The 12,583-nt window shown below is 57.8% G+C and carries 9 protein-coding genes; 8 read left to right on the top strand and 1 reads right to left on the bottom strand.

Going from position 1 to position 12,583, the window contains the following annotated elements; translation table 11 throughout:
• Nucleotides 1-308 precede the first annotated feature (308 nt).
• From B060_RS0101715 to B060_RS0101680, 8 genes are all read left to right on the top strand, one after another.
• On the top strand, nt 309-2,729 hold the full coding sequence (locus B060_RS0101715) for a TonB-dependent receptor plug domain-containing protein (RefSeq protein WP_018080020.1): 2,421 nt from the start codon (nt 309-311) through the stop codon (nt 2,727-2,729).
• A 229-nt stretch (nt 2,730-2,958) separates the two neighbouring features.
• Entirely contained in the window at nt 2,959-4,431 is a 1,473-nt protein-coding gene (locus B060_RS0101710) for a replicative DNA helicase (RefSeq protein ID WP_051081007.1), read from the top strand.
• A 54-nt stretch (nt 4,432-4,485) separates the two neighbouring features.
• The gene (locus tag B060_RS27055; protein ID WP_155847544.1) at nt 4,486-4,920 is read left to right on the top strand and encodes a hypothetical protein; all 435 of its coding nucleotides are present in this window, start codon (nt 4,486-4,488) and stop codon (nt 4,918-4,920) included.
• Nucleotides 4,921-4,992: 72 nt separating this feature from the next.
• Nucleotides 4,993-6,366 carry a DNA repair protein RadA gene (gene radA, locus B060_RS0101700; protein WP_018080017.1) on the top strand — a complete coding sequence of 458 codons (1,374 nt, stop codon included), beginning with the start codon at nt 4,993-4,995 and terminating at the stop codon, nt 6,364-6,366.
• Nucleotides 6,367-6,518: 152 nt separating this feature from the next.
• Complete coding sequence (locus B060_RS0101695; protein ID WP_018080016.1) at nt 6,519-7,019, top strand: CvpA family protein; 501 nt, start codon at nt 6,519-6,521, stop codon at nt 7,017-7,019.
• Nucleotides 7,020-7,076: 57 nt separating this feature from the next.
• Complete coding sequence (gene purF / locus B060_RS0101690; protein ID WP_018080015.1) at nt 7,077-8,588, top strand: amidophosphoribosyltransferase; 1,512 nt, start codon at nt 7,077-7,079, stop codon at nt 8,586-8,588.
• A gap of 65 nt (nt 8,589-8,653) precedes the next feature.
• Nucleotides 8,654-9,394 (top strand): SDR family NAD(P)-dependent oxidoreductase, encoded by a 741-nt coding sequence (locus B060_RS0101685; protein ID WP_018080014.1) that lies wholly within the window; start codon nt 8,654-8,656, stop codon nt 9,392-9,394.
• 131 nt (nt 9,395-9,525) lie between these two features.
• Nucleotides 9,526-10,860, top strand: a complete 1,335-nt coding sequence (locus B060_RS0101680) for an aminotransferase class III-fold pyridoxal phosphate-dependent enzyme (protein WP_018080013.1) — start codon at nt 9,526-9,528, stop codon at nt 10,858-10,860.
• A gap of 35 nt (nt 10,861-10,895) precedes the next feature.
• Here B060_RS0101680 and der read toward each other — a convergent pair whose 3' ends face one another.
• Nucleotides 10,896-12,548, bottom strand: coding sequence for a ribosome biogenesis GTPase Der (der, locus tag B060_RS0101675; RefSeq protein WP_018080012.1), 1,653 nt, complete (start codon nt 12,546-12,548; stop codon nt 10,896-10,898).
• Nucleotides 12,549-12,583 lie beyond the last annotated feature (35 nt).

The raw sequence follows: 12,583 nt of genomic DNA, 5'->3' as shown, positions 1-12,583 counted from the left end.
GTTTTTTCTTGCCTGCTTTAGACTTGCATCGAATGTGGCGCCACACTTACAGGCGGATGAACTCATTAGAGATTCACACCCATGCTTACATCTTTAGCCACTCAAAGCCTTACAAGGCATTGATATAAATTATTTATTTCAACTTCACAGCTTAAAATCTCATAAAATAGATTAGTTTTTCTAATTCATAACCTCACCATATATTGCGCTGCACTCCCCTTTAAATATGTCAGCATTGGGACCAATTGTGTCTCAGCACATGAAGACTGAGCCGAAAATTTCGCCTCAGACACGAAAAGGAGTCCAGCATGTCCAAACGTCTCTATGTAACGACCGCTCTTGTCTTGTCACTCTCGGCCGTTTTGACCACTCAGACCTTCGCCCAGGACGCCGAGCCGGCTGCCGCCGCGGATGAGCCCACACAGGTCGTCGTCACCGGCCAGCGCGCCAGCAAGCGCTCCCGCCTCGATACACTGGCGCCGGTCGACGTGATTACCGCCGCCAGCCTGGCCGCTCAGGGCACAACCGAACTGGCGCAAGGCCTGTCGCGCGTAACGCCCAGCCTGAACTTCCCGCGCCCTGCCGGCGTTGATGGCACTGATAATGTCCGCCCGGCGTCCTTGCGCGGCCTGTCGCCCGACCAGACCCTCGTTCTGGTGAATGGCAAGCGTCGCCACAGTTCGGCTCTGGTCAATGTCAATGGCGCCACCGGTCGCGGATCCTCCGCGGTCGACCTCAACGCCATTCCGGAGGCCGCGCTTGACCGTCTCGAAGTTCTGCGCGATGGCGCCTCGGCGCAATATGGCTCTGACGCTATCGCCGGCGTCATCAACCTGCACCTGCGCGAAGCCAACCACGGCGGCGGGCTGAGCGTTTCCTACGGCAAATACGATACCGAGATCAAGGCCGCCAACTCATCACGCCACGCCTCCGATGGCGCCACGACCAATGTTTCCGGCTGGGTCGGTCTGCCGCTCGGCTCCGATGGCTTCCTGACGATTTCCGGCGAAACCCGCCGTCGCAATCCAACCTCGCGCGGCGATATCGACGCCCTTGTCTCCCCGGCCGTCGTCACCAGCCGCTATGGCGATCCGGCACAATCAAGCTACAGTTTCTTCGTCAACGCCGGCAAACCGCTGGATGACAACTGGACGCTTTATGGCAATGCCAGCCTATCCGACCTCGACTCCAAGAGCGCGGCCTTCTTCCGCCATGCCGATGCTTCCGGCAATGTATCCGAGGTCTACCCCTTCGGTTTCCTGCCGGTCATTAACGCGCAATCCAGCGACTATTCAGCCGCAGTCGGCGTACGTGGCAATCTCGGTGAATGGACCAGCGATTTTTCCTTGAGCGCGGGCGGCAACAAGCTCGACTATTACACGCTCAACAGCATCAACCCATCCTACGGCGCTGCCTCGCAACGTGATTTCTACGATGGCCAACTAAAGTACGCCCAGACCGTTTTCAATGCGGATATCAGCCGTCCGTTTGCCATCTCTGGCTGGGCCAGTCCGCTGACCCTCGCGCTTGGTCTCGAAGCACGCCAGGAAACCTATGAAATCAAGGCCGGCGACGTGCAATCCTATGCGCTTGGCCCGCTCACAACCAAATCGGCCGGCGCGCAAGGCTTCGGCGGCTTCCAGCCCAGCAATGTCGTCAATGAAGACCGCAACAATATCGGCGTCTATGCCGATGTCGCGGCCGACATCACTGATCGCTTCAGCTTCGACGCCGCCATCCGCGCTGAAAACTACTCCGATTTCGGCGATAATCTCTCCGGCAAGCTGGCGGCCCGTTACAAGCTGACCGACAGTTTTGCCGTTCGCGGATCGGTCTCCACCGGCTTCCGCGCGCCCTCCCTGGCACAGCAATACTTCACCTCGACCGCCAGCGTTCTCGATACCAGCGGCAGCGTCGGCAAGATTGTTGAAACGGGCACCTTCCCGGCTACCAGCAATGTCGCCATCGCTTTGGGCGCCGAGCCTTTGAAGGCGGAAAAATCGACCAACTACACCCTGGGCGGCGTCTGGCACAGCGGTCCGTTTGAAGTGACACTCGATGCCTACAGCATCAAGATCGAAGATCGCGTACTGTTGTCGGAGAATATCTCCAAGGGCTTCTCCCCTCAGGTCGCTACACTATTGGCGCCTTATGGTGTCTCTGCCGCGCGCTTCTTTATAAATGGCGCCGCCACCACGACCAATGGCGTCGATCTGGTCGCCAATTATCGCCTGCCAACCGATTTCGGACGTTTCAATATCTCGCTGGCCTATAACCACAACGAGACCGAGATCGACAGCCTGAACACGCTCGATAATTCGCCGCTTAATCCGCAACCGGTTCTCTTCGCCCGCGTGCGTCAGGTCATCCTGACCAACTCGTCGCCTGAAGACAAGGCGACGCTTGCCGTCGACTGGACGAAGGGGCAATGGATCGTCAATGGCCGCGCCACCTATTATGGTGATGTCATCGACCCCAATGCCGACATCGCCAAGGATATTCATTCCGGCGACCATACCCTTGTTGACCTGTCGGCCAGCTATCGCTTCGGCACTGGCACCACGGTCACGCTGGGTGCGGACAATCTCTTCGATGAATATCCGAACAAGACCCGAGCTGACCTGAACGTCACCAGCGGCAACGGTGTTGGCGCGCTGGCCTTCACCCGCTTCTCACCGTTCGGCTTCAACGGCCGCTATCTCTACGCCAAACTCAGCCAAACCTGGTAGAAAGGCCACAGCCCCTTCACCCGAAATCATGACAGAGAGTGTTGAGATTTCGGCAGCTAAATTCCCCTCGCAGAATTCGCCTGCGAGGGGTTTTTCATGCTATCATGACAAGATTCTATCCCCATAGTTCACAGGCTGTGAAAAGGCCTTAAGTGGATAGCTGTTGGCGGCCGGAGAATCTGCCGGGACAGCCCTTGCCTTTCCTGTCTTAACTCTCTTAATGCCCACCATGCTAGATACCCTTTCCCCACCCCACGCCGCTTCCGAAGCGCCCTCCACCATTCCGCACAACCTTGAAGCGGAACAGGCCCTGTTGGGCTGCCTGCTGTTCGACAATGGCGCGTATGAGCGACTGTACGACGGCCTGCAACCACGCCACTTTTATGAGCCTTTCCACCAGCGCCTTTTTGCTGTGATCGAAGAGCAGATCCGCGTCGGCCACCTGGCGGAACCGATTGTTTTGCTGGATAAATTCAAGGCAGACCAGGCCTTCCAGGACCTCGGCGGCATTCGCTATTTCGCCGATCTGGTCGATCGTGCCCCGCCAGCTGCCAATGCCAATGACTACGCCCGCGTCATCTACGATCTGGCCCTGCGCCGTGAACTAATCCGTCTCGGAGGCGAAATCGCCAAGTCGGCCATTGGTGAGCAGGATGCCCGCGAACAGATTGAAGCCGCTGAATCGCAGCTGTTTTCGATGGCGGAATCCGGCAGCTCCTCGACCGGCTTCGTCAGTTTCTCCGATGCCGTCGCCGGCGCACTCAATCACGCCGAAGAAGCTTTCCACCGCGATGGCGGTCTTGCCGGTGTTTCCACAGGCCTGACCGATCTCGACAAGCAGATCGGCGGTCTGCACAAGTCCGACCTAATCATCCTGGCCGGACGCCCCTCGATGGGGAAAACCGCCTTGGCCACCAACATCGCCATGAATATCGCCAAGAATTACGCCTACGAGCCGCAACCGGACGGTACGCGCAAAACCGTGCGCGGCGGCGTCGTTGCTTTCTACTCGCTCGAAATGTCCGCCGATCAGTTGGCCGGTCGTCTGCTGTCCGATGCGTCCGGCGTGCCCTCCGACAAGATCCGTAAAGGCGAGATCAATCCCGGCGAGTTCATGCAGATCAAGGAGGCCGCCATGGAGATCAGCGCGTGCCCGCTTTATATCGATGACACCGGCGGCATCACGCTCGCTAAGCTGACCGCCCGCGCCCGCCGCCTGAAGCGCACCTCCGGGCTTGATTGCCTGATCGTCGACTACCTCCAGCTCGTCACCATCGGTGATTCCACCATGAACCGCGTGCAGGAAGTTTCTACCATCACCATGGGCCTGAAAACCCTGGCTAAGGAACTGGCCATCCCGGTCATCGCCCTCTCCCAGTTGTCACGTCAGGTCGAAAGCCGCGACGATAAACGACCGCAACTCTCCGACCTGCGTGAATCAGGCTCAATCGAGCAGGACGCCGATATCGTGATGTTCGTTTATCGTGAAAGCTATTACCTTGGCCGCGCCGAACCCCGCGAAGGCACACCGGAACACCTGACCTGGCAGGAAGACATGGATCGTACGCGTAACGTCGCCGAAGTCATTATCGGCAAGCAGCGCCACGGCCCGATCGGCACCGTCCGCGTCTCCTTCGACGCCAACACCGTGCGCTTCGGAAACCTGGCCAGTAGCCATTTATATGAGAGCAACTACGAATAGTCTGGTGCTTTTTTTAGCAGCAACACACTAGCTATCTGCAATCGGAGAATTTTAATGAAATTTGCGACTCTGATCATGGTGGCAGTAACAACGTTACTTGGGCCAAGTTATGCACATGCCCAGAGCGAATCAAACCTAATCGAAAATATTCCATCGAACGAAAATTTTGAGACTTACCTACAACGCGATTTGAATAAATATTTCACCGATTTAAAATCACGCGAAGTAAAAGTAACATATACACTATTGAGAGATGGTCCCACGCAAAGCGGGATTGCTTATCCAAAGTATTATCTTTGGGTAAAGGTGAATTCGGACGGTAATCTCCTTGACCAAGGTGCGGTGCGTTTGGCAGCAATTGACGGTCTTAGATTCGAAATTACAGATTTTCTTTCAATATCCGACATTGCTGCACACCCTGAAACTATTGATAATATTTTTCCTAAAGCCCTTGAACCGCAAATCAGAAAATTTTCAGGCCTCCAATAGGGTTTCAGTAAGTCTTGACAAGACCAATAAACAAGAACATATGAAGAACAAATAACTTCATATGAGTGTGTCATGGCCCGCGATTCCGCCATCTATGTCTGTCAGTCCTGCGGCAACGTCCATAACAAATGGGCGGGTCAGTGCAGCGGCTGCGGCCAGTGGAATACCTTGGTGCAGGAAGCTTTTAGCGCGCCACCGGGCGGGCTAAAGCCGGAAGCCGCCGGCAAAATCTCACGCCTGAACAAGCTGCAATTTGAAACGCTTGAAAGCGAAGACGCCATACCTGTGCGCATGGTGACAGGGATCGAGGAATTCGATCGCGTGTGTGGCGGTGGTGTCGTACCGGGTTCGGCTATCCTGATTGCCGGGGATCCCGGCGTTGGCAAATCGACCCTTCTGTTGCAGGTCGCCGCCAATGCCGCGCTAAAAAACCTGAAAGTGGCCTATATTTCCGGTGAAGAAGCCGTTGAGCAGATCCGTGGCCGCGCCTCACGCATGGGACTTTCCAAGGCGCCGGTTAATCTGGCCGCCGAAACCGCCCTGCGCACCATCCTGGAATCGCTGAAACGCGAAAAGTTCGATCTGGTCATTATTGATTCCATCCAGACTCTCTGGTCAGATGCGGTCGAGGCCGCGCAAGGTTCGGTATCACAGGTGCGCGCCTGTGCCGGCGAACTGGTGCGGCTGGCCAAGAAGCAATCGACCTCCATTATTATGGTCGGCCACGTCACCAAGGAAGGCCAGATCGCCGGTCCGCGTGTGGTCGAGCACATGGTCGATGCCGTCCTGTCGTTTGAAGGAGAGCGCGGCTATCCGTTCCGCATCCTGCGCGGCACCAAGAACCGTTTCGGCGCCACCGATGAGATCGGCGTGTTCGAGATGGGCGATGCCGGCCTGCGCGAAGTGCCCAATCCTTCCGCTCTGTTCCTCGGCGATGGTCACGAACGCGCTTCGGGCTCGGCGGTTTTCGCCGGAATCGAAGGCTCGCGGCCCGTGTTGATCGAGGTTCAGGCCCTGGTGGCGCCCTCGGCTTACGGCACGCCACGCCGCGCCGTCGTCGGCTGGGATTCGGGTCGGTTGGCCATGATCCTGGCCGTGCTGGAATCACGCTGCGGCGTCGGCTTCGGCCAAAAAGATGTTTATCTCAATGTCGCCGGTGGCTTGCGCATTTCCGAGCCGGCCGGAGATCTCTGCGCCGCTCTGGCGCTTGTTTCGGCCTTGACCGACCAGCCCTTGCCGCGCGATTGCGTGGTGTTTGGCGAGATCAGCCTGTCCGGTGATATTCGCTCGGTCTCCCGCGCTGAAGGACGCCTTAAGGAAGCGCTGAAACTGGGCTTTTCCAGTGCCGTCACCGCCCAATCGGTTGCCGAAAATGCGCCTGTTCAGGTGCGCGGTTATACCACCCTCGTCGATGCCGTGACCGGACTTTTCCCCCAGACCGCCTGATGTTCAGAGTTAAGCTATATTGTTAACGCAGCCTGCCGATGCTATGAATAAGCCAGTTCCAGTCGTTTATAGACATGGCGATCGTTCGCGTTTTTATTAAAAACGCGCATAGGACTGGAAAATGGCGGCGGCCATCACATATGGGGGATAACATGGAAGCCTACGATTTCATCTTTCTGGCCCTGCTGGCCATATCGTGTTTCGCAGGTGCCGTGCGCGGCGCCACCAAGGAGTTGGTCAACCTGATCTCCTTCTTTCTGGCGATGTTCATTTCCTTTATGTCTCAACCCCTTCTCGCCAAAACCTTCCATCTCGACACCATAACCGCGTACCTCGGCGCCTTCATCATTTTCCTGATGATCTATTTCGGCGTCCGCTACCTGGGCCATGCGCTCTCGGACAAGGTGCAGAAACAGACGGCGCTCAATACCTTCGATCGCGTTCTGGGCGTCGGCATCGGAATCTTCCGTACACTGGTCGTTTTGGGCGTATTCCATTTGCTTTTTTCGCTGGTCACGCCTATTGACCGGCAACCCAACTGGTTCCGCGGCGCGAAGATCTACCCGTTGAGTGTCAAATGCGCCAAAATCATCCAGGCCTTCGTCCCCACGGGTACGAGCGCGGCCAATCGGGTGGTTGAAAACCAGAAGTAATCTGACCCTCCGGTCTCCCCCTGCGGACGGTCACTGCGTTTTTAGAAAAGAGATTCCATGCTGTTGTCTCAGCTTGAACTGTCTGCTCTCACCGATCCCCAAGCCCATCTGCGCGATTCTGAAGACGACCGCCCCCGCCTCGAATGCGGCGTGTTCGGCGTTTACGGCATCGATGACGCCAGCGCCATTACGGTTCTGGGCATGCACGCCCTGCAACACCGCGGCGAAGAGGCCTGCGGCATCGCTTCCTGCGATGGCAAGCGCTTCTATACCGAACGCGAACACGGCCTTGTGGGTGATGTCTTCACCCAGCCCGAGATCGTCAGCCGCCTCAAAGGCCGCGCCGCCATCGGCCACACACGTTATTCTACAGCGGGCGGCGCCTTCATCCGCAACATCCAGCCGATGTTTGCCGATCTGGATGACGGTGGCATCGCCATCGCCCACAACGGCAACCTCACCAATTTCATGCACCTGCGCACCAAACTGGTCAGCGAAGGTTCCATCTTCCAGTCGACCTCCGATTCGGAGGTCATTTTGCATCTGATCGCCCGTTCGCGCTCGCTCAAGATCATCGATCGCTTCATGGACGCCCTGCGTCACATCGAAGGCGGCTTCGCGCTGGTGGCCCTGACCAAGAGTATGCTGATCGGCGCGCGTGATCCGCTCGGCATCCGTCCGCTGGTTATTGGCAAGCTTGGCGAATCCTACGTCTTCGCTTCCGAAACCTGCGCGCTTGATATGATCGGCGCCACCTTCGTGCGCGACGTCGAGCACGGCGAAGTGGTCCAGATCGATGAAACCGGCCTGACCTCGTTCAAGCCTTTCGGTGTCAAATCCGCCCGTCCCTGCCTGTTTGAATATATCTATTTCGCCCGCCCCGACAGCGTCGTGAACGGCAAGTCGATCTACGATGTGCGCAAGCGCATGGGCCGCCAGCTTGCCGTTGAGCACCCCGCCGACGCCGATATCGTCGTACCGGTGCCGGATTCGGGCGTGCCCGCCGCGCTCGGTTTTGCCGAACAATCGGGCCTGCCGTTTGAACTCGGCATCATCCGCAACCATTATGTCGGCCGCACATTTATCCAGCCGACGCAAGGCATCCGCGACCTGGGCGTACGCAAGAAGCACGCGCCCAACCGCGTCGTGCTCGAAGGCAAGAAGGTCATCCTGATCGACGATTCGATCGTGCGCGGCACCACATCGGTCAAGATCGTGCGCATGGTCCGCGCCGCCGGCGCCAAGGAAGTCCACCTGCGTTCCGCCTCACCGCCCATCATGTGGCCTGATTTCTACGGCATCGACATGCCGGACCGTGAAAAGCTGCTGGCCGCCAATCACACACTGGAAGAAATGCGTCAGAAGCTGGAATGCGACAGCCTCGGCTTCCTGTCGGTCGATGGTCTTTACAAGGCCATGGGCCACAATGGCCGCAACAACGCGCAGCCGCAATTCACCGATCACTATTTCACCGGTGAATACCCTACCCGCCTGACCGACCGTGAAGGCGCGCAGGCCGAGGGTGAAAACGCCGGCGCGCAGCTTTCGCTGCTGGCCAACAGCCACTGATATCCGCTACAGGTATGACGCGCTTTTAAAATGAAAAGCGCGTCATATTTTTATGGAACACTCCCATGACTTCACAAGCCGGCCGTATCGCTCTGATCACCGGGGCCTCACGCGGCATTGGTCGTGCCTGCGCACTAGGGCTGGCTAAAGCTGGCGCACAGGTTATTGCCTGCGCGCGTTCCAAGGCCGGTCTTGAAGAACTCGACGACGAAATTTTCGCCGCCACCGGTCAGCACGCGACCTTGATACCTTTCGATATCACCGATGGCGATGCTTTCGATCGCCTGAGTGCCGTGCTGTTTGAGCGCTTCGGTCGCATCGATGCCGTGGTCCATGCCGCCGCTATTTCCGGCACCTTGTCTCCGGTCACGCACCATGAGCCCAAGGATTTCGACAAGATCGTCACCGTTAACCTGTCGGCCACTTGGCGTTTGTTGCGAGCGCTGGAGCCACTGTTGCGCCAATCGACCGCCGGCCGCGCCATCTTCTTTACCACCAGCGAAAGCGTGACGGCTGGCCGCGCTTTCTGGGGGCCTTATGGCGCCACGAAGGCAGCGATGGAAACCCTGGTACGCGCCTGGGCGGATGAGGTTGAGATCACGCCTATTCGCGCTGCGATTTTATCCCCCGGCGCTATGCGCACCCGGATGCGCGCTTCGGCCTATCCCGGCGAAGATCCGCAGAGCCTGCCGCACCCCAATGAGATCGTGCCCCTGATCCTCGAACTGGCCGATGCCAGCAAGGTGCCACCGCTTGAAACCGTCAGTTTTCCTAGCTGGAAAACGCAAGCCGCAACAATCGCCTGACATAGCAGAGCAAGAGCGCATCCTTAAAGATGCGCTCTTTTTGTATCCTGCCGCCATCAATTTGCGCAAACTTCAAACCAATTTGATTGAATTTACTTTTAATTTGTCCTGAATGCGTTAAAAATAGTTTCATGAACAGTCACACGCCCCCCGCCTATCCCAAAGCCCAAAGCGCCTCCATGCTAGAAGAACTCGGCAAGTACGTCATTGCCGAACCGTACCCGTTTGTGGTCGATCTGGCCAACAGCCAGGGCATGACACTGGCAACGGTGGATGGCGACAAGATCATCGACTGGTGCGGCCTCTATGGCTCAAAGTTGATCGGCTATAATCATCCGCGCCTTTTCGAGCCGGACTATGTGCGCGAACTGGTGCTGGCGGCCAACAACAAGATGGCCAATCCTGACTTTCTGACACCACAGTGCCTGGCCTATTACCGTTTGCTGCATCGCCTCGCGCCTGTCTGCATGCGCGATCAGCATGTCGAGGTCTACGCCGTCAATTCGGGCGCTGAAGCGGTCGAAAACATGATGAAATACCTCATCAACCTGCATAATCACAAGCAGCAGGCCAAGGGCAACACCGTCAGGAACAGCCGTTTCATCTATTTCGAGCAAGCCTTCCACGGCCGCACGGTCTTCGCGCTGAACATTACCGAACTGTCGCACGATCCCGTCGCCACCAAGGATTTCCGCGGCATCATCAGCGGCAATCTTCAGGTGCCGTTCCCGGAATATGACGCGCGCCGCTCGACCGCTGAGAATGAGCGCGAGGCCGACCGCTGCCTGACCCTGATCGAAGCCTTCATGCGCGAGCATCCGAATGAGATCGCCGGCGTTATTCTGGAGCCCCTGCAAGGTGCTGGCGGCCATCGCCTCGCCTTGCCGCGTTTCTATCAAGGCCTGTCGAAACTCTGCCATCAGTACGATGTTGGCTGGGGGCTTGATGAAGTGCAAACCTCCGGTGGCCAGACCGGCGCTGTCTTCTCGATCGATCTGTTCGATGTGCCCTATCCACCGCAGGCCATCGCCGTCGCCAAGAAATTCGGCAATGGCGCCGTCTATATGCTGAACCCGATGGAAGACATCGGCGTTCTCGATTCGACCTGGGGCGGCACACTGGCCGATATGGTGCGCTTTGTTCAGGAATGGCAGATTGTTGAGGACGAAGGCCTGCTCGACGCCGTCGCCGCCAAGGGCAGCTATCTGTTCGATCGTCTCAATCAACTGGTTGAGCAGTTCCCGAATTTGATCAGCAATGTCCGTGGCTTGGGGCTCTATCAGGGCTTCACGGTCAATGAGAAACGCAACAAGGGCCGTCTGGTCGATCTGGCGCTGGAGAGCGAAAACCTGCTCCTGCTGGGCGCCGGCACCGACAGTATCCGCTTCCGCCCACCCCTCGATGTCACCATTGGCGATATCGACGCCATGTTGGCCAAGCTCGCACGGGTTCTCGAACGTCTATAATAAAAAACCTCCCCGGCATACCGGGGAGGTTTTTTTTACTTCTTTTTAGGCGTCGGCTTGCCACGCGCCGGGGGCGCACCACGGACACGACCGCCCGGCCCTGCGGCGCCCGGCTTGGTGCTCGGCCCCATGGCCCGCGCCTTGACTGCCTTGGCCTTGCTGACCTCTGTACGCGTTTTCACGGCGACTTTCGGTGCCGCTGCCACGGTCCCCTTGGCTTTTTGACGGACACGATTAGGGTGCGCCGGCTTCTCACCGGGCTTGAACTTCGGCTGGGCACGGACCCGCTTGAAACCGGCCGGCTTGCCACCATCGGACGTATCGCCATCGACAAACGGATTGCTGGTCGAGTTCGCCTTGACGGTCAGACGGATAGGCACACCCGGCATGTCAAAAGATTCACGCAAGCTATTGATAAGATAGCGCGTGTAGTGATCCGGCATGGCGTAAGAACGCGCAGCGAACAGCACGAACGTGGGCGGACGCCCCTTGGTCTGAGCCATGTATTTTGGCTTGATGCGCTTGCCGCTGACCGCGGGGGGCGGATGCCTCTGGATCGCCAAGGCCAGCCAGTCGTTGAGATCGCGCGTCTTGATCTTGGCCGACCAGTTACGATAGGTCTTGAGCACAGCCGGCATCAGGCGTTCCAGCCCCTTGCCTGTGGCGCCAGAGAGCGTCACCAGAGGCGTGCCGCGCAATTGCGGCAACATGCGCTCGGACACCTCAAGAATTTCGGTCAGGCGCGATTGCGGGTTCTCCACCAGATCCCACTTGGAAACGGCGTAGACAAGCCCCCGGCCCTCGCGTTCGACCAGATCGGCGATTTGCAGATCCTGGACTTCAAAGGCATTGGCCTCATCCATGACCAGCACGACGACTTCGGCGAAGGTGATGGCGCGAATGGTATCGCTGGTGGATAGCTTTTCCAGCTTCTCCTGCACACGCGCCTTACGGCGCAAGCCCGCCGTATCGACCAGCCGAATCGTGCGGCCTTCATATTCCCAGTCCACGCTGATCGAATCGCGCGTGATCCCGGCCTCAGGGCCAACCAGCAGACGGTCTTCGCCGAGCAGCTTGTTGATCAGAGTCGATTTACCAGCGTTCGGACGGCCGATAATGGCGATACGGATCGGCTTGGTCTCGTCGTCCTCATCTTCCGATTCGTCTTCATCAACGACCCAGTCGCCTTCAAAGCGCTGACGGAACTTCTCGACTTCATCATATAGCTCGCCGATACCTTCGCCATGTTCGGCGGAAAGGTGCAGCGGTTCGCCAAAGCCAAGCTGATAGGCTTCAGCGGCACCGGACATACCGGCCTTGCCTTCAGCCTTGTTGGCGATCAGCAGAACCGGCGTATCCTTCATGCGCAGGATCTGCGCGAAGATACGGTCGAGCGGCGTAACGCCTTCACGCGAATCAACCACGAAGAAGGCGACATCGGCCTCTTCGATGGCTTTTTCGGTCTGTAAACGCATACGCGCTTCGAGACTGAGATCGGCAAGATCTTCAAAACCGGCGGTGTCGATCAATTCAAGATCGATGTCACCGATGCGGCCCGTGGCATAGCGGCGGTCACGCGTGACACCAGGCTGGTCATCAACGATGGCTAGCTTCTTGCCTGCGAGGCGATTAAACAGGGTCGATTTGCCGACATTCGGGCGGCCGACAATGGCAATTTTTAAAGGCATGGCCGCCTTATAGCGAAAAATGCCTGAATTGCCAC

Source organism: Asticcacaulis benevestitus DSM 16100 = ATCC BAA-896, assembly GCF_000376105.1.
Lineage (GTDB): Bacteria > Pseudomonadota > Alphaproteobacteria > Caulobacterales > Caulobacteraceae > Asticcacaulis > Asticcacaulis benevestitus.
The sequence above is the reverse complement of the archived record's forward strand: the minus strand, read 5'-3'. Positions and strand labels throughout refer to the sequence as shown.